Source organism: Streptomyces fragilis (assembly GCF_003112515.1).
GTDB classification, from domain to species: Bacteria; Actinomycetota; Actinomycetes; order Streptomycetales; family Streptomycetaceae; genus Streptomyces; species Streptomyces fragilis.
Window position 1 is genome coordinate 199,832 of record NZ_BEVZ01000004.1, and the last position, 24,265, is coordinate 224,096.

The following is a 24,265-nucleotide window of genomic DNA, read 5'->3' on the forward strand; positions in this document are numbered from 1 at the left end:
TCGTGTCGAGGGGGCGGCTGGTGGGCCGCCCCCTGTGCCGTGCAGGCCGGTGGGTGTCAGAAGCCGCCGCCGAAGTCGCCGCCTCCGCCCCCGCCGAAGCCGCCGCCGTCTCCGAACCCCCCGCCGAAGTCACCGGAGTTGAAGTCGCCGCCGCTGAAGTCGCCGCCGTCGAAGCCGCCGCCGTCGCCGTAGCCGGCGCCCCAGCCCGCCCCGTAGGCGGGTCCCGCCATCATGCCGCCGAGCATCGTGCCCATCAGCAGTCCCGGCAGCAGCGCGCCGCCGAAGTAGCCGCCGGCCCAGGGGCCGTAGACCGGGCCCGCGTCCCAGTAGGGGCGGCGGGTGCCGTACCCGGTGTCGACCTCGCGGATCATCGGCTCCAGCCCGTCCGCCAGCCGCGCCTGGTCCGCCGCGCACACCGGCACGTCACGCGTCGTGCCGCCGGGCGGAGTCCACCGCGCGTCGGCCACCGACGGCCCGTGCCGCGGGTCGAAGAAGCAGGGCGCGCGCCGCGCCGGCAGCGGCCGTCCCTCCCGCCGTGCGGCGAGCACGGCGAGCGCGAAGCGGCCGTCCTCCAGCGTCTCGGTGACGCCCTTGACGTCCTCGGGCCCCCGGGCGGCGGCCATCTTCGTCTTGGCGTCCTCGTAACTGTCCAGCGCCCGCGCGTAGTCCGCGCGCATGGCGTCGTCGGCGCCCGGCTCGCCCGGGTGGAAGTCCAGCCGGTCGAGTTCCTCGCCGTACGCGGTGATGTCCTCGTCCACGACGACCCGCAGCCGCTCCAGCGCCTCGCGCCGGTCCGCCTCGGCCCGGCGGCGGCTGCGGCGGGTGACCACCAGCGCGCTGCCGCCGACCACCGCGGCGAGCGCGCCCACGGTCACCAGGGCGCCGACGCCGTTGGCCGCGCCGGCCCCCCGCCCGTTCCAGCTGTCGGGCGCGGACCCTCTCATGGTGTCCAGGGCCCGGTCGGTGAAGTCGTTCAGCTGCTGCGGGGCCGGCTCGCCGTCCACGCTGCGGGCCAGGTTGCTGACGGCCTGGCGGGACATGACCGACGAGTCGGCCCGTGCGTCGAACCGGTCGCCCAGGCGTATGCCGTAGACGCCGGTGATGCCGGTGGCGGCGCGCAGGTCGCCGAAGATGTCGTCGGTCGGGTAGTCGGCGGGCAGGACCACCAGGAACACCGCGCGGTCCGCGTCCTCGATCCGGTCGGCGAGGTCCTTCGCCTGGGCCTGCGAGAGCTGGTCGGCCGCCTGAGGGTCGACGTAGACGGGGTTGTCCCGCAGGCGCTCGCCGATCTCCGACATGTCGGTGGCGGCCGGGGCGGCCTGGCGGGACTCCGCCGCGGCCACTGTCCCGGTGGGCGCGGCGGAGGCAAGGGGCACGCCGGTCGCCAAGGCGGCCGACGTGGTGAGCAGCGCTGCGGCCGCTACGGAGGCCGGTCGCCCGAGACGCCGGCGGGTCGGGGTGCCCTTCATACGTACGAAGGTACGCCCGATGACCCAAAAGGGTGAAATGGGTCACCGGTGGACGACCGGCGCGGTGGACCCGTCCGACACCCCGGGCCCACCCGGCACGTGCGGCTACGCCGGCTCGACCCCCGCCCGCAGCAGGCCGTAGGTGTAGGCGTCGGAGAGCGCCTGCCAGGAGGCCGCGATCACGTTGTCGGCGACGCCGACCGTGGACCACTCGGTGCGGCCGTCGGAGGTGGAGATGAGCACCCGGGTCGTCGAGTCGGTGCCCGAGCGGCCCTCCAGGATGCGGACCTTGTAGTCGACCAGACCGATCTTGGCCAGCTCCGGGTAGATCCGCTCCAGGCCCGCGCGCAGCGCCCGGTCCAGCGCGTTGACCGGGCCGTTGCCCTCGCCCGCGGCGTGGATGACCTCGCCCTTGGCGACCAGCTTGACCGTGGCCTCGTTGGCGTGGCTGCCGTCGGGGCGGTCCTCGGTGATCGCGCGCCAGGAGTCCACCTGGAAGTAGACCGGCAGGGTGCCCGCCTCGGCGCGCAGCAGCAGTTCGAAGCTGGCGTCGGCGGCCTCGTAGGTGTAGCCCCTGAGCTCGCGCTCCTTGACCCGCTCGACGACCCGCCCGACCAGCTCCCGGTCGCCGCCGAGGTCGATGCCGAGCTCCTTGCCCTTCAGCTCGACGGAGGCCCGGCCGGCCATGTCGGAGACCAGCATCCGCATGGTGTTGCCGACCTGCTCGGGGTCGATGTGCTGGTACAGGTCCGGGTCGACCTTGATCGCGGAGGCGTGCAGTCCGGCCTTGTGGGCGAAGGCGGAGAGGCCGACGTAGGGCTGGTGGGTGGAGGGCGTGAGGTTGACGACCTCGGCGATCGCGTGCGAGATCCGGGTCATCTCTCGGAGCCTGCCCTCGGGCAGGACCCGCTTGCCGTACTTGATCTCCAGCGCGGCGACGACCGGGAAGAGGTTGGCGTTGCCGACCCGCTCGCCGTAGCCGTTGGCGGTGCACTGCACGTGGGTGGCGCCGGCGTCGACGGCGGCCAGCGTGTTGGCGACGGCGCAGCCGGTGTCGTCCTGGGCGTGGATGCCGAGGCGGGCTCCGGTGTCCGCGAGGACGGTGGCGACCACGGCGTGGATCTGCGCGGGCAGCAGGCCGCCGTTGGTGTCGCACAGGACGACCACGTCGGCGCCGGCCTCGGACGCGGTGCGCACCACGGCCTTGGCGTACTCGGGGTTGGCCCGGTAGCCGTCGAAGAAGTGCTCGCAGTCGACGAAGACCCGGCGGCCGGCGGCCCTGAGGTGGGCGACGGTGTCGCGGATCATCTCGAGGTTCTCGTCCAGGGTGGTGCGCAGCGCCAGCTCGACGTGCCGGTCGTGGGCCTTGGCGACCAGGGTGATCACCGGGGCGCCGGAGTCCAGGAGCGCCTTGACCTGCGGGTCGTCGGCGGCGGAGCCGCCGGCCCGGCGGGTGGCGCCGAAGGCCACCAGCTGGGCGTGCCGGAAGTCGATCTCCTCGCGGGCGCGGGCGAAGAACTCGGTGTCCCGCGGGTTGGCGCCGGGCCAGCCGCCCTCGATGAACCCCACGCCGAACTCGTCCAGGTGCCGTGCGATGGCGAGCTTGTCGGAGACGGTGAGGTTGATGCCCTCCCGCTGGGCCCCGTCGCGCAGCGTGGTGTCGAAGACGTGGAAGGCGTCGTCGGGTCGGCTGGTTTCCGTCATGGCAGGAACTCCTGAACTGGTCGTCTCGGTCGGACCGGAAGGACCGGCTCCACCGTCCCCGACTCTCGCGCGCCCTCCGTCCCGGCCGTGGGTGGGGCCGAAACAAAGAAAACCCCTCGCGGGTGCGAGAGGTCTGCGCGCGGGTCGACGACGAGGGTGACCACGCGTACGGGGTACGTACGGGCGGTCACTGCGGACCGGCGCGCCTGCTGCCGATAATCATGGCGAACGAGGGCACATCGCCAGTCTGGCACAGGTTGCACGGTCGAAACCGGGTGTCTCAGAATCCGGGCGAACCGTCCCACCACGCGACGGCGGACCGGGGAAGCGCCGTGCGCTTCCCCGGTCCGCCGTCCGCCGGGCGTGAGGTCAGCAGACCTTGTGCATCCAGCCGTGCTTGTCCTCGGCGGTGCCGCGCTGGATGTCCAGCAGGGCGTCGCGCAGGCGCAGGGTGACCTCGCCCGGCTCGCCGGTGCCGTGCTTCCACTCGGCGCCGCTGCTGCGCTTGACCGTGCCGACCGGGGTGATCACCGCGGCGGTGCCGCAGGCGAAGACCTCCCGCAGGGCGCCGCTCTGCGCGTCGGCCTGCCACTGGTCGACGGAGACCCTGCCCTCCTCGGGGGCGAGCCCGAGGTCGGCGGCCACGCTCAGCAGGGAGTCGCGGGTGACGCCCTCGAGGATGGAGCCGCTGAGGGCCGGGGTGACGATCCGGTCCTCGTAGACGAAGTACAGGTTCATGCCGCCGAGCTCCTCGATCCACCGGCGCTCGATGGCGTCGAGGTAGCAGACCTGGTCGCAGCCCACCTTGGCGGCCTCGGCCTGGGCCATCAGCGAGGCGGCGTAGTTGCCGCCGGTCTTGGCGTCGCCCATGCCGCCCGGGACCGCGCGCACGTGCTCCTCGGCGACCCAGATGGAGACCGGCTTGACCCCGCCGGGGAAGTACGCGCCGGCCGGGGAGGCGATGACCAGGAACAGGTACTCCTTGGCCGGCCGGACGCCGAGCCCCACCTCGGTGGCGATCATGAACGGGCGCAGGTACAGCGACTCCTCGCCGCCGTGCGCCGGGACCCAGGCCTCGTCCTGCCGGACCAGCGCGTCGCACGCCTCGATGAAGGTCTCCACCGGAAGCTCCGGCATGGCCAGGCGGCGGGCGGATGCCTGGAAGCGCAGGGCGTTCTTCTCCGGGCGGAAGACGCCCACCGAGCCGTCGGCGCGGCGGTAGGCCTTGAGCCCCTCGAAGATCTCCTGCGCGTAGTGCAGGGTCATGTTCGCCGGGTCGAGGGAGAGCGGGCCGTAGGGGACGAGCTCGGCGTCGTGCCACCCGCGGCCCTCGGTCCACTTGATCGACACCATGTGGTCGGTGAAGTGCCGGCCGAACCCGGGGTTGGCCAGGATGGCCTCCCGCTCGGCCGCGGGCAGCGGGTGCGAGGTGGGCTTGAGCTCGATCGTGGGCGTCGTCGTCATCAGCAGAACTGTCCTTCACCGTTGTAGTGACGGGCCGCGTCTCCGCTCGTGCTCCCCGCCGTCGTCGGACGCCCGTCGGGACGCCCGGTCGGCACGTTCTAACGATGATCGAACGCGACTCCACGTCCGATTATCGCAAGTAGGTGCCCGGTGAAGGACGGTGCGGTGGTGCGACCCTGCGTTTCGATGGTGGCACCCGGCGGGACATGGCGGAAGCCGCCGGGTGCGAGGGGCATCCCGGCGGCTTTCTCAGGTGAGCGGGCCGGGGGTCAGCCGGCTACTCGTGCGGCGAGCGCGTCGCCGATCTCCTCGGTGGAGCGGGCGGGCAGACCCGTGCGCTCGACCAGGTCGGCGGCGACCGCCTCGTCGATGCGCGCGGCCTCGGCCTCCAGGCCGAGGTGGCGCAGCAGGAGGGCGACGGACAGGACGGTGGCCGTGGGGTCGGCCTTGCCCTGGCCGGCGATGTCCGGGGCCGAGCCGTGGACCGGCTCGAACATGGACGGGTACTGACCGCTCGGGTTGATGTTGCCCGAGGCGGCCACGCCGATGCCGCCGGAGACGGCGGCGGCGAGGTCGGTGACGATGTCGCCGAAGAGGTTGTCGGTGACGATGACGTCGAACCGCTCCGGCTGGGTGACCAGGTAGATGGTCGCCGCGTCGACGTGCATGTACTCGGTGGTGACCTCGGGGAACTCCTGGGCGACGCGGTTGAACACGTCGGTCCACAGGTGTCCGGCGAAGGTCAGCACGTTGTTCTTGTGGATGAGCGCCAGCTTCTTGCGCGGGCGGGCCTGGGCGCGGGCGAAGGCGTCGCGGACCACGCGCTCGACGCCGTAGGCGGTGTTCACCGAGACCTCGGTGGCCACCTCGTGCTCGGTGCCCTTGCGGATGGTGCCGCCGTTGCCCGTGTAGGGGCCCTCGGTGCCCTCGCGGACGACCACGAAGTCGATCTGCGGCTCGCCGGCCAGCGGGGTGGCGACGCCCGGCAGGAGCTTGGACGGGCGCAGGTTGACGTGGTGGTCGAAGGCGAAGCGCAGCTTGAGCAGGAAACCGCGCTCCAGCACGCCGGACGGCACGGAGGGGTCGCCGATGGCGCCGAGCAGGATGGCGTCGTGGCCCTTGAGCGCGGCCAGGTCCTCGTCGGTGAGGGTCTCACCGGTGGCGTGGTAGCGGCGCGCGCCGAAGTCGTACTCCGTCGTCTCCAGCTTCACATCCTGCGGGAGGACGGCGGAGAGGACCTTCAGGCCTTCGGCCACGACTTCCTGCCCGATGCCGTCACCGGGGATCACTGCGAGATCGATGCTGCGAGACATGTCGGCACCCTAGTGGGTTGTCCCAAGGAGTGGCACACGGCGTCCGCGATGCGGACAGCGGACCCCTCGGGTGCTGGTCGTGCGGTCGGCCCGGCGGCCGGCTCAGTGGCCGGTCGCGCCGCCGTTGTCACGGCGGTCGAGGGCGCGCTGGAGGGCGGCCGCGGCGTTGCGGCGGTCGGCGTCGGCCATCCGGGCACGGCGGGCGCGGGAGCGGGCGGTGTGCGGGTGCTGGGCTGCGGGGGTCTCGGACATGACGCGTCGGCTCCTTCGGAGGAAGAGTGGCGAGAGGCGCCGGAAGGGGCGGGGAGCGTCGCACCGCAGGGGTGGCCTGCGCGGTGGTGCGGCTCGCCAACGCCGTTCGCCGGATGGGGCGACATGTTCGGCTCCTACAAAGCTAGGCGAGCCGAGCGCCGTTGTCTCCACCATTAGTCGGACGTCCTACTATCCGAGACAGATGCCACCCCAACGGGCTCAGATGTGCACGGCGCGCACCCGCGACACGGCGGAATACGGGAGGAACCGGCCGCACGAAGAGCCGCGCCCCCGCCTCCTGGTGGGAGGCGGGGGCGCGGCCGTGGGGCGCGGGCGGTCAGCCCATGTGCGGGTAGCCGTACTCGGTCGGCGCGACCAGGGTCTCCTTGATGGCCCGGGTCAGGGTCCAGCGCTGCAGGTTCTGCGGGGCGCCGGCCTTGTCGTTGGTGCCGGAGGCGCGGCCGCCGCCGAACGGCTGCTGGCCGACCACGGCGCCGGTCGACTTGTCGTTGATGTAGAAGTTGCCCGCCGCGTAGCGGAGCTTGTCCATCGTGTACGCCGCGGCCGCGCGGTCGCGGGAGATGACCGAGCCGGTGAGGGCGTAGTCGGAGGCCGACTCCATCTGGGTCAGCATCTCCTCGTACTTGTCGTCCTCGTAGACGTGGACGGCGAGGATCGGGCCGAAGTACTCGGTCGTGAAGACCTCGTTCTCCGGGTCGGTGCACTCGATGACGGTCGGGCGGACGAAGTAGCCCACCGAGTCGTCGTAGGTGCCGCCGGCCACGACGGTGCAGGTGTCGTCGGCCTTGGCGCGGTCGATGGCGGCCTTGTTCTTGGCGAAGGCGCGCTCGTCGATCACGGCGCCGACGAAGTTCGACAGGTCGGTGACGTCACCCATCTTGATGCCGTCGACCTCGGCCGCGAACTCCTCCTTGAACCCGTCGTTCCAGATGGAGGCCGGGATGTAGGCGCGCGAGCTGGCGGAGCACTTCTGGCCCTGGTACTCGAAGGAGCCGCGGGTCAGCGCGGTCTTCAGCACGGCCCGGTCGGCGCTCGGGTGGGCGACGACGAAGTCCTTGCCGCCGGTCTCGCCGACCAGACGCGGGTAGGCGCGGTAGTTCTCGATGTTGGCGCCGACCGTCTTCCACAGGTGCTGGAAGGTCTTCGTCGAGCCGGTGAAGTGGATGCCGGCCAGGTCGCGGTGGTTCAGCGCGACCTCCGAGACCGCGATGCCGTCACCGGTGACCAGGTTGATGACGCCCTTGGGCAGACCGGCCTCCTCCAGCAGGCGCATGGTGAGGACGGCGGCGTGGGTCTGCGTCGGGGACGGCTTCCACACCACGACGTTGCCCATCAGGGCGGGCGCGGTCGGCAGGTTGGCGGCGATGGCCGTGAAGTTGAACGGCGTGATCGCGTAGACGAAGCCCTCGAGCGGACGGTGGTCCAGCCGGTTCCAGACGCCCGGGGAGTTGGCCGGGGGCTGCTCGGCGAGGATCTGGCGCGCGTAGTGCACGTTGAAGCGCCAGAAGTCGACCAGCTCGCAGGGGGTGTCGATCTCGGCCTGCTGGGCGGTCTTGCCCTGGCCCAGCATGGTGGAGGCGGCCAGCGTCTCGCGCCACGGGCCGGACAGCAGCTCGGCGGCGCGCAGGATGATCGCGGCGCGGTCGTCGAAGGACATGGCCCGCCAGGCCGGGGCCGCGGCCAGGGCCGCGTCGATGGCGTCCTGGGCGTCCTGCTGGGTGGCGTTGCGGCCGGTGCCGATGACCGCCCGGTGGTTGTGCGGCTGGACGACCTTGAACTCCTCGCCGCCGCCGAGGCGCTTGACGCCGCCGATGGTCATCGGGAGCTCGATCGGGTTGTCGGCCAGCTCCTTGAGCTTGGCCTCCAGCCGGGAGCGCTCGGCCGAGCCGGGGGCGTAGCCGTGCACCGGCTCGTTCACGGGCGTGGGGACCTGGGTCACAGCGTCCATGGGTTCCTTCTCCTTGTGAGAGCTCTGAACGTGGGTGGTCGAGCGGTGCGGGGCTCAGCCCTTGCTGACCATCGAACGCAGGAAGAACTTCAGGTTCGACGGCTTCTCCGCGAGACGGCGCATGAAGTAGCCGTACCAGTCGGTGCCGTACGCGGTGTAGACACGCATCCGGTGACCCTCGGCGGCGAGACGCAGCGATTCGTCGCCGCGGATGCCGAACAGCATCTGAAACTCGTACTCGTCCATCTTGCGCCCTGCGCGCCGCGCGAGCTCCTGTCCGATGGAGATCATCCGCGGATCGTGGGAGCCGATCATGGGGTAGCCGTCGCCCTCCATGAGGATCTTCATGATCCGCACGTACGCCTTGTCGATCTCGGCCTTCGACTGGTACGCGACCTCGGCCGGCTCCTTGTAGGCGCCCTTGACGATGCGCACCCGGCTGCCGCTCGCCGCGAGACGACGGGCGTCCTCCTCGGTGCGGTACAGCATCGCCTGGATCACGCAGCCGGTCTGCGGGAAGTCCTCGCGCAGCCAGGCGTGGGTGGCCAGCATGCTGTCGATGGTGGTGTGGTCCTCGGCGTCGAGGGTGACGGTGGTGCCGATCGCGGCGGCGGCCTCGACGACCGGGCGGACGTTGGCGCGGGAGAGCTCGACGCCGTTCTCCAGGTCCTGGCCGAACATCGAGAGCTTGACGGACATCTCGACGCGGGGGCCGAGCTCCAGCTCCTCGAGGCGGGCGATCAGCTCCAGGTAGGCGTCGCGGGCCGCCTCGGCCTGCTCGGGCGTGGTGATGTCCTCGCCCACCACGTCCATGGTGAGCTCCAGGCCCTGGTCGGTGAGCTCGCGGACGATCGGCAGGACGTCCTCGACGGTCTCGCCGGGGATGAACCGGTCGACGACCTGCTTGGTGCCCGGGGCCGCGGTGACCAGACGACGCATCCTGTCGCTGCGCGAGGCGGCGAGAATCACGGGACCCAGCACGGGGACCTCCTGGAGATACGAAAGTGACGAGGGCGTGGACCGCCGATTCGAACGGTAGGGATCCGGGTTCCGTTTCACCTATCGACACCTGTCACGGATCGACGCCTTTCCTCTCAGACATCTGTATGAAGAGGGAGGACAATGGAGCCGTGAAACCGGACTACCAGGAACTGGTCGACGAGATCTCCGCCCTGCTGGGCGTGCCGGCCACCCTCGAGGGGCGCGACTTCGCGCTGATCGCCTTCGGGGTGCACGACGGCCTCGGCGACGAGGCGGCGCTGGACCCCGTGCGGACCAGGACGATCCTGGCGCGCAGCTCGTCGGCGCAGGTCAGGGCCTGGTTCGAGGGTTTCGGCATCGCCCGGGCGACCGGTCCGGTGCGCATCCCGCCGGCGCCCGAGGCGGGGGTGCTGCGGGGCCGGATCTGCCTGCCGGCCCGCTCCCGGGACGTCGTCCAGGGGTACGTCTGGCTGCTGGAGCCGGACCCGGGCCCCACCGAGGCCCAGCTGTCGGCGGCCATGCGGGTGGCCGGGCGGATCGGCGCCCTGCTCGCCGAGGAGTCCTCCGCCGAGGACGCGGTGACCCGGGAGTTCCGCCGGGTCCTGGAGAGCGGCGGGGCGGGGCGGGAGCGGGAGACGGCGCTGACCGCGCTCCAGTCGGCGCTCGGGCCGGACGCGGGCGACCTGTACACGGTGCTGTGCGTGACGCCGTGGACCGAGGAGGAGCCGCCCTCGGCCCGCCGGGTGCCGGGCACCGCGGCGGCCTGCGCGGCGCCGCTGACCGGCGGCCCGCAGATGCTGGCGCTGCTGGTGCGGGTGCGCACCGGGGCGGAGGTGCCGGCCTCGGTGCTGACCGCCGCGGCCCGGCTCGCGCCCGGCTCGGCGGCCGGGGTGGGCGGGCCCCGGCGCGGGGCCCGGGAGGCGGGCGAGCTGTGGGACCAGGCGCTGGCCGCGGCCCGCGCCGCCTCGGCCGAGCCACGGCTGGGGCCGGTGGCGCAGTGGTCGGCGATCGGCCCGTACCGCCTGCTCACCCGGCTTCCCGCGGGCGCGGCCGACGACGCGGCGCTGCGCGAACTGCTCGCCCACCCGGAGCTGGCCCGCACGGTGGAGGTCTTCCTCGACCACGCCGGCCAGGCGGGCCGCACCGCGGCCGCCCTGGGCGTCCACCGGCAGACGCTCTACTACCGGCTCTCCCGCGTCGAGCAGCTCACCGGCCTCGACCTCGACGACGGCGAGCACCGCCTCCTGCTGCACATGGGCGTCAAGGCCGCCCGCCTCTGACCGGCGGCGCCCCACGCCCCCGGCCCGCCCTGCCGCGTCCGGCCTCCCGCCGGCGCCCTACGCGGACATGCCGCCGACCAGCCGGAGCAGGCCGTCGGTGAGCTGGTCGCCGGTCGGCGTGGTGGCCGGGTCCAGGGAGTGCTGGGCGATCACGCCGGTCAGCAGGACCATCACCAGCCCGCCCACGGTGTCGGTGAGGTCGTCGTCGACCTTCTCCTCCGGGATGCCCAGCAGCAGCGCCGCGAGGCCGCGCCCGCCCGCGCGCTGGGCGAGGGCGAGGTGGCGGCGGATCTCGGGCAGCCGGTCGCCCATGGCGATGATCTCGATGCTGAGGTGCCAGATGGAGTCGGGCCGCTTCATCGAGTCGACGAACATCCGCATCATGGCCCGCAGCCGCTCGGGCGAGCCGGGCTCGGTGCCGTCCGGGGCGGTGTCCCAGTCGAAGCGGTCCGCCTGTTCCTCGACCAGTGCCACGTAGGCCTCGGCGAGCAGCGCGTCCTTGGAGCCGTAGTGGTAGCCGATCGACGCCAGGTTGGCTCCCGACTCCCGCACGATGTCCCGCGCGGTGGTCCGGGCGAACCCCTTCTCGAGCAGACAGCTCTTGGCGCCTTCCAGCAGATCTTCGCGATGACCCATGCCCCCACCTTAGGCCGCGCCTGTACACGCGTCACGGACGGGCGTCTTATACAAGCGTTCTAGACAGCCGTATAAGACGTGTGTACCGTCACTGCCATGACGACGCCTTCTCCGGCCCGGGCCGGACGCCGTGAGTGGACCGCGCTGGCGGTCCTGATGCTGCCGCTGCTGCTGGTCTCGATGGACGTCTCGGTCCTGTTCTTCGCGATCCCCGCGATCAACGCGGACCTCGCCCCGACCGGCACCGAGCAGCTGTGGATGTTCGACATCTACGCCTTCGTCCTGGCCGGCCTGCTGATGACGATGGGGTCGCTCGGGGACCGCATCGGCCGGCGCCGGCTGCTGCTGTTCGGGGCCGGGGCGTTCGGGGCGGCCTCGCTGGTCGCCGCCTACGCCGACAGCGCGCAGACGCTGATCGCCGCCCGCGCCGTCCTCGGCATCGGCGGGGCCACCCTGATGCCGTCCACCATGGCGCTGGTGCGCACGATGTTCACTGACCCGGGCCAGCGCGCCCAGGCGATCGGCGTGTGGAGCGCGGTGATGACCGGCGGCGTCGCGCTCGGCTCGGTGATGAGCGGCCTGCTGGTCGAGTTCTTCTGGTGGGGCTCGGTGTTCCTGGTCAACCTGCCCGCCATGGCCCTGCTGCTGGTCCTCGGTCCGGTGCTGCTGCCGGAGTCCAGGGACCCCTCGCCGGGCCGGTTCGACCTGCTGAGCGTGCCGCTCTCGCTGGCGGCGGTGCTGCCGCTGATCCACGGGGTCAAGGAGTTCGCCTCCGACGGCTGGCGGAGCGAGCAGGGCGCGTTCCTCGCGGCCGGGCTCCTGTTCGGGGCGCTCTTCGTGTGGCGTCAGAGGACGGCGGCCTCCCCGATGATCCCGCGCGGCCTGTTCCGCTCGCGCGGCTTCGGTCCCGCGGTGGCGCTGAACGCCGTCTCGGCGCTGGGCATGATGGGCTCCTCCCTGTTCACCACGCAGTACCTGCAGTCGGTGCTGGGCATGAGCGCCCTGGAGGCGGCCCTGTGGTCCCTGGTGCCCTCGCTTCCGATCGGCGCGGCCGCGCCGGCGGCCGCCGCTGCGGTGCAGAAGGGTGTGTCCCGGGTCCCCGTGGTCACCGCCGGGTTCGCCGTCGCCGCCTCCGGTTTCGCCCTGCTCGCCACCCCGGGGACCGACTCACTGGTGCTGGTCCTGGTCGCCGCGGGGGTGCTGGCCTGCGGCATCGTCCTGGTCATGTCGCAGATGACAGACCTGGCGCTGGGCGCGGCGCCGGTGGAGAAGGCGGGCGCCGCCTCTTCGGTGCTGGAGACGGGCGCGGAGTTCGGCGGGGCGCTGGGCATGGCGGTGCTCGGGTCCGTGGGCACCGCCGTCTACCGGGACGCCATGCCGGCCACGGCCCCCGGGACGGCCCGGGAGACCCTCGGCGGCGCGCTGGCCACCGCCGCCGAACTGCCCGGCCGGGCGGGCGAGGCGCTCGCCCGGGCCGCGCGGGCGGCGTTCACCGACAGCATGCACGCGGCGGGCCTGACCGGTGCGGCGCTGCTGGCCGTCTCCGCGGTGGCGGCCGCGGTCACCCTCCGCGGGATCCGGGCGTCCGCCGACTGCGCCGACGGCGACTGAACGGACCGTCCCCGGCGGCGGTGGCGACTGAGCGGACCGTCCCCGGCGGCGGACCAGGAGCCGCCGGCACCGGCACCGACGGGCGGCATCCACGCCGACGGGCGGCGGCGGCAACGGCGGGCGGCAGCGGCAGCGGCAACGGCAACGGCAACGGCAACGGCAACGGCAACGGCAGCGTGAGGGACGCACCCGGCGGGCAGGAAGGGGACGTCACAGGTCGTCCGGGAAAAGGGAAGGACCCGTCCACCGCTTCACGCGGTGGACGGGTCCTTCCTCGTGCCCCGACGGGCGGTCGCTCAGGTCAGGTTGATGGCCCGGGCGGAGGTCGCGCCGATCTCCTCGGCCAGCTCCGACAGCACCGCCGCCGGCACCGTGTCGTCGACGGTCAGGACCGCGAGCGCCTCGCCGCCGGCCGCCGCACGGGCGACCTGCATGCCGGCGATGTTGACGCCGGACTCGCCGAGCACCCGGCCGACGGTGCCGACCACGCCGGGACGGTCCGCGTAGCGGAGCACCACCATGTGGTCGGTGAGCGCCAGGTCCACGTCGAACTCGCCGACGGCGACCAGCTTCTGGTGGTGCTTCGGCCCGGCCAGCGTGCCGGAGACCGACACCTCCGTGCCGTTGCCCAGCGTGCCGCGGACGGTGACCACGTTCCGGAAGTCCGGGGACTCGGAGCTGGTGGTCAGCCGCACCTCGACGCCGCGCTCCTGCGCGAACAGCGGGGCGTTGACGTAGGAGACGGTGTCCTCGACGACGTCCTCGAACACGCCCTTGAGCGCGGAGAGTTCGAGCACCTTGACGTCGTGCTGGGTGATCTCGCCGTACACCTCGACGTCGAGCCGCACCGCGACCTCGCCGGCCAGCGCCGTGAAGATGCGGCCCAGCCGCTCGGCCAGCGGCAGGCCCGGCTTGACGTCCTCGGCGATCACGCCGCCCTGGACGTTGACCGCGTCCGGCACCAGCTCGCCGGCCAGCGCCAGGCGCACCGAGCGGGCGACGGCGATGCCGGCCTTCTCCTGCGCCTCGTCCGTGGACGCGCCGAGGTGCGGGGTGGAGACGACCTGGTCGAACTCGAAGAGCGGGGAGTCCGTGCAGGGCTCCTTGGCGTAGACGTCGAGGCCGGCGCCGGCGACCCGGCCCTCCTTGAGCGCCGAGTACAGCGCCTCCTCGTCGACGATGCCGCCGCGCGCGGCGTTGACGATGCGCACGGTCGGCTTGACCTTGCGCAGCGCCTCGTCGCCGATCAGGCCGAGCGTCTCCGGCGTCTTGGGGAGGTGGACGGTGATGAAGTCGGAGACCTCGAGCAGCTCGTCCAGCGTCAGCACCTTGACGCCCATCTGCGCGGCCCGGGCGGGCTGCACGTACGGGTCGTAGGCGACGACCTTCATGCCGAAGGCCGACATCCGCTGGGCGACCAGGGCGCCGATGCGGCCGAGGCCCACCACGCCGAGGGTCTTCTCGGCCAGCTCGACGCCGGTGTACTTGTTCCGCTTCCACTCGCCGTTCTTGAGGGCGGCGTTGGCCTGCGGGATGTTGCGGGCCGTGGCGAGGAGCAGACCGCAGGCCAGCTCGGCCGCGGTCACGATGTTCGAGGTGGGGGCGTTGACGACCATCACGCCGGCCTTGGTGGCGGCGGAGACGTCGACGTTGTCGAGGCCGACGCCCGCGCGGGCGACGACCTTCAGGCGGGACGCGGCGGCGATGGCCTCGGCGTCGACCTTGGTGGCCGAACGGATCAGGATCGCGTCGACGTCGGCGATGGCCGGGAGCAGTTCGCTCCGGTCGGCTCCGTTGCAGTGCCGGATCTCGAAGTCCGGACCGAGCGCGTCGACAGTGGCGGGCGACAGCTCTTCAGCGATGAGTACGACAGGTTTCGAGCTCACGTGAGTCCTCAATTGCGTTGCGGACGGCCGTCCCGACGGCCGCAGGCGTGGAGGGGTGCTAGCCGCGTGGAAGACGCACGACGCTGTGGGCCTGACGCGTATGCAGTGCAGTGTAGTGGGACCCCGGTCGTCGTCCCGCGCCCCTGCGAAAGGATCACCCGTCCGTGCGGTCGCCGCACGGACGGGGCAACGGGGCCGGAGTGGCGCTCCGGCCCCGCCGGGCGGCTCAGGCCTCCTCGTCCACCCAGCTCATGAGCTTGCGCAGCTCCTTGCCGGTGGTCTCCAGCAGGTGCTGGGAGTCCTGGTCCTTGTACTCGTTGTACTTCTTCAGACCGCCGTGGTACTCGTCCATCCACTGCCGCGCGAAGGTGCCGTCCTGGATCTCGGCGAGGACCTTCTTCATCTCGGCCTTGGTGGCGTCGGTGATGATCCGCGGGCCGGTGACGTAGTCGCCCCACTCGGCGGTCTCGGAGACCGACCAGCGCATCTTCTCCAGGCCGCCCTCGTACATCAGGTCGACGATCAGCTTCAGCTCGTGGAGGCACTCGAAGTAGGCGATCTCCGGCTGGTAGCCCGCCTCGGTGAGGGTCTCGAAGCCCGCCTTGACCAGCGCCGCGGTGCCGCCGCAGAGCACGGCCTGCTCGCCGAACAGGTCGGTCTCGGTCTCCTCGGTGAAGGTCGTCTTGATGACGCCGGCGCGGGTGCCGCCGATCGCCTTGGCGTACGACAGGGCCAGCGCGAACGCGTTGCCGCTGGCGTCCTGCTCGACGGCCGCGATGCACGGGACGCCGCGGCCCTCCTCGTACTGACGGCGCACCAGGTGGCCCGGGCCCTTGGGGGCGACCATGCAGATGTCGACGCCGGCCGGGGCCTTGATGAAGCCGAACCGGATGTTGAAGCCGTGGCCGAAGAACAGCGCGTCGCCGTCCTTCAGGTTGTCCTTGATGGACTCCTCGTAGACCTGCGCCTGGATCGGGTCCGGGACCAGGATCATCACGACGTCGGCCTCGGCCGCGGCCTCGGCCGGGGTGACCACGCGCAGGCCCTGCTCCTCGGCCTTCGCCTTGGACTTCGAGCCCTCGTGCAGACCGACGCGGACGTCGACACCCGAGTCACGCAGCGACAGGGCGTGGGCGTGGCCCTGGCTGCCGTAGCCGATGACCGCGACCTTGCGGCCCTGGATGATGGAGAGGTCGGCATCGGCGTCGTAGAACAGCTCGGCCACTTCGGTTCACTCCTAGTTGTGTCACAGGTGCTGCGCCCAGCGTATGACCGGGCGGCGGAAGAGGGTTGACGGTCTCGCCATGCGGGCGGGCCGGTGGTGCCGGAGGTGCGGGGCGGGTCAGGAGGCGCGCTCGACGGCACGCAGCGAACGGTCGGTGATCGACCGCGCGCCACGCCCTATGGCGATCGTCCCGGACTGGACCAGCTCCTTGATGCCGTAGGGCTCCAGCATCCGGAGCATCGCCTCGAGCTTGTCGCTGCCGCCGGTCGCCTCGATGGTGACGGCCTCCGGGGAGACGTCCACCGTCTTGGCCCGGAACAGGTCGACGATCTGGGTGATCTGCGAACGGGTCTCGTTGTCCGCGCGCACCTTGACCAGGACCAGCTGGCGCCGCACCGACTGGACCGGGTCCAGCTCGACGATCTTCAGGACGTTGACCAGCTTGTTGAGCTGCTTGGTCACCTGCTCCAGCGGCAGGTCCTCGACGCCGACCACGATGGTGATGCGGGAGATGTCGGGGTGCTCGGTGACGCCCACCGCGAGCGAGTCGATGTTGAACCCGCGGCGGGAGAAGAGCGCGGCGATCCGCGCCAGGATGCCCGGGGTGTTCTGCACCAGGACGGAGAGCGTGTGCTTCGACATGTCAGGTGTTCCTCGTCCCATCACTCTTCGTTGTCGCCGAAGTCGGGGCGGACGTCCCGGGCGGCCATGATCTCGTCGTTGGAGGTGCCGGCCGCGACCATCGGCCAGACCATCGCGTCCTCGTGGACGATGAAGTCCACGACGACGGGGCGGTCGTTGATCGAGTTGGCCTCCTCGATGACCTTGTCGAGGTCCTCGGGCGACTCGCAGCGGATGGCGTAGCAGCCCATCGCCTCGGACAGCTTGACGAAGTCCGGGACCCGGGTGCCGGCGCTCGGGCCCTTCTGGTCGGCGCCGGGACCGGAGTGCAGCACCGTGTTGGAGTAGCGCTGGTTGTAGAAGAGCGTCTGCCACTGGCGGACCATCCCCAGGGCGCCGTTGTTGATGACGGCGACCTTGATCGGGATGTTGTTCAGGGCGCAGGTGGTGAGCTCCTGGTTGGTCATCTGGAAGCAGCCGTCGCCGTCGATCGCCCAGACCGCGCGCTCCGGCCGGCCGGCCTTGGCGCCCATCGCGGCGGGGACCGCGTAGCCCATGGTCCCGGCGCCGCCGGAGTTCAGCCAGGTGGCCGGCGACTCGTGCTGCAGGAAGTGGGCCGCCCACATCTGGTGCTGGCCGACGCCCGCGGTGAAGATCGTGCCCTCCGGGGCGAGCTGCCCGATCCGCTCGATGACCTGCTGGGGGGAGAGCGAGCCGTCGGCGGGCAGCTCGTAGCCCAGCGGGTAGTTCTGCCGCCACCGGTCCAGGTCCGCCCACCAGGCGCCCAGGTCGGCGCGGTGGCCCTCGGAGTGCTCCTTCTGCACGGCCTGGACCAGGTCGGCGATCACTTCGCGGGCGTCGCCGACGATCGGGACGTCCGCCTCGCGGTTCTTGCCGATCTCGGCCGGGTCGATGTCCGCGTGGACGATCTTCGCGTGCGGGGCGAAGCTGTCCAGCTTGCCGGTGACGCGGTCGTCGAAGCGGGCGCCGAGCGCGACGATCAGGTCGGCCTTCTGCAGCGCGGTGACCGCGGCGACCGAGCCGTGCATGCCGGGCATGCCCAGGTGCTGCTGGTGGCTGTCGGGGAACGCGCCCAGCGCCATCAGCGTGGTGGTGACCGGCGCCCCGGTCAGCTCGGCGAGCACCTTCAGCTCGGCAGTGGCGTTGGCCTTGAGGACGCCGCCGCCGACGTAGAGCACGGGGCGCTTCGCGGAGGTGATCAGCCGGGCGGCCTCGCGGATCTGCTTGGCGTGCGGCTTGGTCACCGGCCGGTAGCCCGGCAGTTCGACGGCCGGCGGCCAGGAGAAGGTGGTCTTCGTCTGGAGGATGTCCTTCGGGATGTCGACCAGGACCGGGCCGGGGCGGCCGGTGGAGGCGATGTGGAAGGCCTCGGCGATGACCCGGGGGATCTCCTCGGCGCGGGTGACCAGGAAGCTGTGCTTGGTGATCGGCATGGTGATGCCGACGATGTCCGCCTCCTGGAAGGCGTCCGTGCCGATCGCGGCGGAGACGACCTGCCCGGTGATCGCGACCAGCGGCACGGAGTCCATGTTGGCGTCGGCGATCGGGGTGACCAGGTTGGTGGCGCCCGGTCCGGAGGTGGCCATGCAGACGCCGACCTTGCCGGTGGCCTGCGCGTAGCCGGTGGCCGCGTGGCCGGCGCCCTGCTCGTGCCGGACCAGGACGTGACGCACCCGGGTGGAGTCCATCATCGGGTCGTACGCCGGAAGGATCGTGCCGCCGGGAATGCCGAAGACCGTGTCGACCCCTACCTCCTCGAGCGAGCGGATGAGCGACTGGGCGCCCGTGACGTGCTCGGTCGGCGACTGCTGGAGTCCTCCGTTGCGGGGCCGCGGCTGCGGATGGTGGGCCCCGGTGGCCTGCTCGGTCATCGGCATTCTCTTCTCGATGCGAGGTGGTGTGTGCGAGCTGTTCGCGAGTTCTTGTTCTGTTGGCGCGTCGCCCCCGTGCAACAAAAAACCCCTCGTGCCGTGAGGCAAGCGAGGGGAGCGCGTCGGGCGGTAGGGCGCTGGATCTCCGGTTCTCCTCCGGAGGTCCAGCTCAGCCGACGCGCTGTCCAAGTACGAGAATTCGGGTGCGCATGACCTTGACCCTCCCCCCGACGCCTGCCGGGTGTCAAGTGGGTGGGACGACGGTCTCACTATGTGGCCGAAGACCGCCGTACTGCCAGCCCCCGTACGGCACTCCCCCGGCGCGGGCGGGAGGCAGAGGCGGCCGGCCGCCCGGGCCCGATCCGGCACCGGCCGTGGACGGCACCGTACGGCCCGGGGAGGAGGCGCGGTGCGCCCCGGAGCCGCCCGCCCTGCCGCCGCCCGCGCCGTGCCGGACGACGTCCTGCGGCACGGGGCAGCGGCCCTCGGCGAGCGCCCGGCGGATGCGGTACTCGTCGAGCGGCGCGGAGAACGCGCCGCCCATGCCGTGGGTGCAGCCCATGGCCCGCAGCACGCTCACCTGGTCGGGCAGGTCCACGCCGTCGGCCACCGTCTGCATCCCGAGGTCGGAGGCGATCCTCAGCAGGCCGCTGGTGATCTTGTAGAGGCGGGCCGACTCGACCACGCCCTCGATCATGCTGCGGTCCAGCTTGATCACCTCCACCGGCAGCCGCCGCAGGGCCGTGACGCCCCCGAAGCCCGTGCCGAAGCCGTCCAGGGCGAACCGGACGCCCAGCCGGCGCAGCGCCTTCAGACGGCTCTCCAGCTCCTCCAGCGCGATGCCGGGGCCCAGCTGGACGAGCTCGATCATCAAGGAGCCGGGTGCGAGCCCGTGCCGCGTCAGCAGCTCCTCTATGGAGGTGAGCGGGATCGACCGGTCCAGCAGGCGCCTGGCCGCCACGCGGACCGCCACCGGCGTGCGCAATCCGGCGCGGGACCGGTCGGCGGCCTGGGCGACCGCCTCCTCCAGCATCCAGCGGCCGAGTGCCGCGGTCCGGTCCCCCTCCTCGGCGACCCGCAGGAACTCCGCGGGGGTGAAGAGGGATCCCTGGCCCGACCGCCAGCGGGCCTGCGCCGACAGGGCCGTGATCCGGCCGTCGGCCAGCGCCACCACCGGCTGGTGGAGCAGCGCGAACTCCTTGCGGTGCAGGGCGGTGCGCAGCCGGGCCGCGACCTCGGCCCGGCGCACCACGTCCTGCTGCATCTGGGGCGCGTACAGCTCGACGCGGTCCTTGCCGGCCGCCTTGGCCCGGTACATCGCCAGGTCCGCGTTGCGCAGGAGCTCGCCCGCGCCGATCCCCGGCTCCGCGAAGGCGACGCCGATGGAGGCGGCCACCCGGACGTCGTTGCCCTCGATGTCGTACGGCTGGGAGAGCCGCAGCCTCAGCCGGTCGGCCAGCTCCACGATGTGCCGCTCGCGGGCGGCCCGGTCGCTGACGCCGTCCCCGACGATCAGCGCGGCGAACTCGTCCCCGCCGAGCCGGGCGGCGGTGTCACCCTGGCGGACGGCCTCCTGCAGCCGGCGGGCCGCCTGGACCAGGAGCTCGTCCCCGGCCTGGTGGCCGATGGTGTCGTTGACCGCCTTGAAGCCGTCGAGGTCGATGAAGAGCACCGCCGTGCCCTGGTCGGAGGTCCGGCGGCCGGCGAGCGCCTGCCCGACCCGCCGGGTGAACAGGGCCCGGTTGGGCAGGTCGGTGAGCGGGTCGTGTTCCGCGTTGTGCTGCAGCTGGGCCTGCAGCCGGACGCGTTCGGTGACGTCCCGGCTGTTGAGGATGAGGCCGCCCTGGTGGCGGTTGACCGTCGACTCGACGTTGAGCCAGCCTCCTCCGCCGGACCGGAAGCGGTACTCGATCCGGGTGGTGGGGTCGGCGGGCGGGCCGGCGGCCAGGAAGCGGCGCAGCTCGTGCAGGACGCCCGGCAGGTCCTCGGGGTGGATCAGCCCGGCCAGCTCCCGGCCGACCAGCTCCTCCGGGGAGAGGCCGTAGACGCCCTGGGACGCGTCGCTGACGTACTTCAGGCGGCCGGTGGGGGCCGCGATCATGATGACGTCGCTGGAGCCCTGCACCAGGGACCGGAAGTGGTTCTCCTTCTCGGCCAGCTTCTGGGTGAGCGCCACGTTGTCCAGCAGCATGATGCCCTGCCGGACCAGCAGCGCCAGGACCACGGCGCCCGCGGTGAGCAGCACGACCTGGTCCACGCTGCGGCCGGCCAGGACGTTGTAGAGGATGCCCAGGGTGCAGACGGCCGCGGCCAGGTAGGGCAGCAGCGCGGCCAGCGATCCCGCTATGGGCCGCGTCGGCTCGTAGCGGCCGGCGTCCACGCCCGGCGCCGGGGGGCCCGGGGTGGAGGGGCAGGTGCGCCCCTCACCCGCCTCGGCCCCGGCGGTGTCGTCCGCCGCGGGCTCGCCCGGCGGCTCGGCCCCGGCCGCGCGGCGCCTCGCCGGCGACAGCAGCGGCGGCAGCCCGGGCCGGCACCCGCCCCCGCGCCGGCGCGGGGGCGCACCGCTGCGGCCGCCCTGCTCACGCGAGGAGGTCGCCGCCCAAGGGGCGTAGGCCAGCAGCAGTGAGCCGGCGAACCAGCCCGCGTCGAGCAACTGCCCCGAGCGGTAGCTCTGGTGGAGCAGCGGCGAGGTGAACATGGCGTCGCAGACCACGGTCAGCGCGAGGGCGCCCACCGCGGTGTTGACGGCGGCGCGGTTGGCCGCGGTGCGCCGGAAGTGCAGCGCGAGGACCACGCTCACCAGGGCGATGTCCAGTATCGGGTAGGCCAGTTGGAAGGCGGCGTGCGCGACGCCCTGGTCGGCGGCGCCGGCCTTGCGCCCCAGGGCCAGGCTCCAGGAGAGCGTCAGCAGCGAGCCGCCGATCAGCCAGGCGTCGAGCACCAGGCAGACCCAGCCCGCCCTGGTCAGCGGGCGCCGCGCCAGCATCAGCAGGCCGAGGATGGCGGGCGGGGCGAAGCAGAGGAAGAACAGGTCGGCGAGGCTGGGCCGCGGCATCTGCGCCTGCAGCACGACCTCGTACCAGCCCCAGACCAGGTTGCCCAGGCTGGCCATGGCCGAGGAGAGCGCGAACAGCAGCCAGGCGGGGCGGAATTCGTCGCCCTGGCGGCGGGAGTAGAGGAAGCAGGAGACGGCGGCGGCCGCGCCGGCGGCGCTCAGCCCGAAGTCCCCCATCACCAGGGCCGCGCGCGGCGAGCCCCAGCCGACCGCGGAACCCAGCGCGTAGCCCGCGCACACCAGGGCGAGGAGGAACAGCGGCGCCAGGGCCGCTGCCCGATGCAGCACGGTCGCCGTCCGGGACGGGACGGGCGCGACCGCTGGGAGCCGCGGCTCCTGGGAGGCACGCCCTCCGCCGTCGAGCACGGGCGGGGAGAGGGACGGGGAGCTCACCGGGGCCTCCCGCAGGCGCCGGGGCGGCGGGCGGCGCTGGGTCGGCGCCGGAAGGCCCGGGCGTGCGCCGTCGCGCATCCGGATCGCCGACGGCGGCCCTGCGGCGCCGAGTTGCGGGTCGCGGCGCGGCAGGCCGCGGCATGATGGGTCCGTGGTCCGGTCGCTCGGCCGTACATCGCCCGTCGCCCCCCTCGCAGTTCGGTCCAGATCCTCTCCGGCGCCCCGGTGCGCGGCGCAGCCCCCGAGTGACGATACACCAGCATCGTCACTCAGGGACATACTTCATCTACTCTCCGTAATGACGTACGGAAGTTCGGAACGTTCCGCATCCACGGGACAGCGGAGAGTACCCGAACCGGACCGGACCATGCGTCAACGGCCGGTCGTCAGCATCACGTTGCGCAGGGGGCGCCCGTCGGCGAACCGGGTCAACTGGTCCACCAGCAGCCTCTTGGCCCTCGGGGCGAACGCGCTGGTGGGGCCGCCGACGTGCGGGGTGATCAGCACGCCGGGCGCGGTCCACAGCGGGTGGCCGGGCGGCAGCGGCTCGGGGTCCGTGACGTCCAGGGCGGCCCGGAGCCGCCCGGTCCGCACCTCCGCGAGCAGGGCCTCGGTGTCCACCACCGGACCGCGCGCCACGTTCACCAGCAGCGCCCCGTCCTTCATCCCGGCCAGGAACTCGGCGTCCACCAGGCCCCGGGTGGTCTCGGTGAGCGGGGTGAGCAGTACCACGACGTCGGCCTCCGGCAGGAGCCCCGGGAGCTCGGGGAGCGGATGCACCGGGCCGCGCGCCGTGGTGCGCGCGGAGCGCGCGACGCGTACCACCCGCGCGGGTTCGAAGGGCACGAGCCGGTCCTCGACCGCCGAGCCGATGGCCCCGTGGCCGACGATCAGCACGGTCCGGTCGGCGAGCGCGGGCCGGAAGCCGTTCAGCCACTCCCCCCGTTCCTGGGCGCGCGCGAAGTCGGGGATGCCGCGCAGCTGGGCGAGGATCAGCGCCAGGGTGAGCTCCGCGGTGCTGGCGTCGTGGACGCCGCGGGCGTTGCAGACCTGGACGCCGCCGGGCAGCGAGGGGATCCCCGCTTCGATGTGGTCGATGCCCGCCGACAGCGTCTGCACCACCTTCAGCGAGGTCATCTCCGGCATCGGGCGGACGGCCACGGAACCGGGCTTCAGGTACGGCACGACGTAGAGGACGCAGGCGGCGGGGTCCGCCGGGTAGGCGCCCTCGCCGTCCCAGAACCTGGGGACGAGGCCCTCCGGCAGTCCTTCCAACTCGTCCTCGCGGTAGGGCAGCCACACTTCAGCAGTCATGCCCCCGAGGCTAGGTGAGTGACGCGGGACGGCAGACGTTAGGTTGGGATCCCGCGTGCTGGGTGGCGGGCAGGGCAGGCCTAGGGAGGGTCGCGGGCAGGTGGAGCGCAGGAGGATGGGCTCGACGCCGCTCGAGGTCGGCGCCGTCGGGCTGGGGTGCATGCCGATGAGCTGGGCGTACAGCACCTCGCGGCAGCGCGGCGGGGAGTCGCTGCGCGCCGTCCACCGGGCCCTGGACCTGGGCGGCGGGGCGACGCTCCTGGACACGGCCGACATGTACGGGCCCTTCACCAACGAACTGCTGCTGGGCCGGGTGCTGAAGGAGCGCCGCTCCGAGGCGTTCGTCTCCACGAAGGTGGGGCTGCTGGTCGGAGAGGGGCATCTGGTCGCCAACGGCCGCCCCGGCTACGTGAGACGGGCCTGCGACGCCTCGCTGCGCCGGCTGCAGACCGACGTGATCGACCTCTACCAGCTGCACCGCGCGGATCCCGAGGTGCCGGTCGAGGAGACCTGGGGTGCCATGGCCGAGCTGGTGCGCGAGGGCAAGGTCCGCTCGCTGGGGCTGTGCGCGGTGGGCGGCGCCCGCTCCGGGCGGCGGCCGGGGGCGGGACCGTACCGGGGGACGCTGCAGCAGCTGAGCCGGCTGCAGCGGGTGTTCCCGGTGACGGCGGTCGAGGCGGAACTGTCCGTCTGGTCGCGGGAGGCGCTGGAGACGCTGCTGCCCTGGTGCACGGGGCACGGGGTCGCGTTCCTGGCCGCGACGCCGCTGGGCAGCGGCTACCTCACCGGGACGCTCACCCCGGGCGAGGGGTTCGAGCCGGACGACGCGCGGGCCCGGCATCCGAGGTTCACCGCGGAGATGATGGCCGCCAACCAGCCGATCGTCGCCGGACTGCGCCGGGTCGCCGCGCGGCACGGGCAGGACGTCACCCCCGCGCAGGTGGCCCTGGCGTGGGTGCTCGCCCAGGGGCCGCACGTGGTGGCGGTGCCGGGGACCAAGCAGGAACGCTGGGCCGGGCAGAACGCCGCCGCGGCCGCGCTGCGGCTCACCGCCGAGGACCTCGCGGAACTGCGGAACCTGCCGGCGGCGCTGGACTGACCGCGTGGTGCGGGAACTTTTCGGCGGGCTTCCGGGGTAGGACAGGGTGAGCCCGCAACCCGTGCGGTACCGCTCGGCCCCCGACGTGACCGACCCGACCG

The 24,265-nt window shown here is 72.6% G+C and carries 17 protein-coding genes; 3 read left to right on the plus strand and 14 right to left on the minus strand.

Features of this window, described 5'->3' with window-relative positions:
• Positions 1-56: 56 nt before the first annotated feature.
• The 7 genes from Sfr03f_RS14135 to Sfr03f_RS14160 all read right to left on the minus strand — a co-directional run bounded on the left by Sfr03f_RS14135 (position 57) and on the right by Sfr03f_RS14160 (position 9,152).
• The gene (locus Sfr03f_RS14135) at positions 57-1,469 is read right to left on the minus strand and encodes a hypothetical protein (protein ID WP_245967561.1); all 1,413 of its coding nucleotides are present in this window, start codon (positions 1,467-1,469) and stop codon (positions 57-59) included.
• A gap of 105 nt (positions 1,470-1,574) precedes the next feature.
• The gene (cimA, locus tag Sfr03f_RS14140) at positions 1,575-3,173 is read right to left on the minus strand and encodes a citramalate synthase (RefSeq protein ID WP_108954251.1); all 1,599 of its coding nucleotides are present in this window, start codon (positions 3,171-3,173) and stop codon (positions 1,575-1,577) included.
• A gap of 369 nt (positions 3,174-3,542) precedes the next feature.
• Positions 3,543-4,637: a branched-chain amino acid aminotransferase gene (locus Sfr03f_RS14145; RefSeq protein ID WP_108954252.1), complete on the minus strand. Its 1,095-nt coding sequence runs from the start codon at positions 4,635-4,637 to the stop codon at positions 3,543-3,545.
• 269 nt (positions 4,638-4,906) lie between these two features.
• Positions 4,907-5,950: a 3-isopropylmalate dehydrogenase gene (locus Sfr03f_RS14150; RefSeq protein ID WP_108954253.1), complete on the minus strand. Its 1,044-nt coding sequence runs from the start codon at positions 5,948-5,950 to the stop codon at positions 4,907-4,909.
• Between the two features lie 102 nt (positions 5,951-6,052).
• Positions 6,053-6,202 (minus strand): hypothetical protein, encoded by a 150-nt coding sequence (locus Sfr03f_RS30640; protein ID WP_170145085.1) that lies wholly within the window; start codon positions 6,200-6,202, stop codon positions 6,053-6,055.
• 337 nt (positions 6,203-6,539) lie between these two features.
• On the minus strand, positions 6,540-8,171 hold the full coding sequence (pruA, locus tag Sfr03f_RS14155; protein ID WP_108954254.1) for an L-glutamate gamma-semialdehyde dehydrogenase: 1,632 nt from the start codon (positions 8,169-8,171) through the stop codon (positions 6,540-6,542).
• A gap of 54 nt (positions 8,172-8,225) precedes the next feature.
• A complete protein-coding gene (locus Sfr03f_RS14160) occupies positions 8,226-9,152 on the minus strand; it encodes a proline dehydrogenase family protein (protein WP_108954255.1) in 927 nt (308 codons plus the stop codon).
• Between the two features lie 149 nt (positions 9,153-9,301).
• Here Sfr03f_RS14160 and Sfr03f_RS14165 point away from each other — a divergent pair, with 149 nt between their 5' ends.
• A complete protein-coding gene (locus Sfr03f_RS14165; RefSeq protein WP_245967562.1) occupies positions 9,302-10,432 on the plus strand; it encodes a PucR family transcriptional regulator in 1,131 nt (376 codons plus the stop codon).
• 57 nt (positions 10,433-10,489) lie between these two features.
• On the opposite strand, the gene Sfr03f_RS14170 is transcribed toward Sfr03f_RS14165, so the two are convergent.
• Positions 10,490-11,068 (minus strand): TetR/AcrR family transcriptional regulator, encoded by a 579-nt coding sequence (locus Sfr03f_RS14170; protein ID WP_108954257.1) that lies wholly within the window; start codon positions 11,066-11,068, stop codon positions 10,490-10,492.
• Between the two features lie 96 nt (positions 11,069-11,164).
• Between Sfr03f_RS14170 and Sfr03f_RS14175 the strand changes: the two genes are divergently transcribed.
• Entirely contained in the window at positions 11,165-12,679 is a 1,515-nt protein-coding gene (locus tag Sfr03f_RS14175) for an MFS transporter (RefSeq protein WP_174721585.1), read from the plus strand.
• Positions 12,680-12,975: 296 nt separating this feature from the next.
• On the opposite strand, the gene serA is transcribed toward Sfr03f_RS14175, so the two are convergent.
• The 6 genes from serA to Sfr03f_RS14210 form a co-directional block, all read right to left on the minus strand.
• Positions 12,976-14,565, minus strand: coding sequence for a phosphoglycerate dehydrogenase (gene serA, locus Sfr03f_RS14180; RefSeq protein ID WP_108954259.1), 1,590 nt, complete (start codon positions 14,563-14,565; stop codon positions 12,976-12,978).
• A gap of 226 nt (positions 14,566-14,791) precedes the next feature.
• Complete coding sequence (ilvC, locus tag Sfr03f_RS14185) at positions 14,792-15,790, minus strand: ketol-acid reductoisomerase (RefSeq protein ID WP_108954260.1); 999 nt, start codon at positions 15,788-15,790, stop codon at positions 14,792-14,794.
• A gap of 117 nt (positions 15,791-15,907) precedes the next feature.
• Positions 15,908-16,432: an acetolactate synthase small subunit gene (gene ilvN, locus Sfr03f_RS14190; RefSeq protein WP_108954261.1), complete on the minus strand. Its 525-nt coding sequence runs from the start codon at positions 16,430-16,432 to the stop codon at positions 15,908-15,910.
• 20 nt (positions 16,433-16,452) lie between these two features.
• The gene (locus Sfr03f_RS14195; RefSeq protein ID WP_174721586.1) at positions 16,453-18,303 is read right to left on the minus strand and encodes an acetolactate synthase large subunit; all 1,851 of its coding nucleotides are present in this window, start codon (positions 18,301-18,303) and stop codon (positions 16,453-16,455) included.
• A 244-nt stretch (positions 18,304-18,547) separates the two neighbouring features.
• Positions 18,548-21,751: a putative bifunctional diguanylate cyclase/phosphodiesterase gene (locus tag Sfr03f_RS14205; protein ID WP_435841931.1), complete on the minus strand. Its 3,204-nt coding sequence runs from the start codon at positions 21,749-21,751 to the stop codon at positions 18,548-18,550.
• A 372-nt stretch (positions 21,752-22,123) separates the two neighbouring features.
• The gene (locus Sfr03f_RS14210) at positions 22,124-23,065 is read right to left on the minus strand and encodes a 2-hydroxyacid dehydrogenase (protein WP_108954265.1); all 942 of its coding nucleotides are present in this window, start codon (positions 23,063-23,065) and stop codon (positions 22,124-22,126) included.
• A gap of 100 nt (positions 23,066-23,165) precedes the next feature.
• Here Sfr03f_RS14210 and Sfr03f_RS14215 point away from each other — a divergent pair, with 100 nt between their 5' ends.
• The gene (locus Sfr03f_RS14215) at positions 23,166-24,164 is read left to right on the plus strand and encodes an aldo/keto reductase (RefSeq protein ID WP_108954266.1); all 999 of its coding nucleotides are present in this window, start codon (positions 23,166-23,168) and stop codon (positions 24,162-24,164) included.
• Positions 24,165-24,265: the final 101 nt, after the last annotated feature.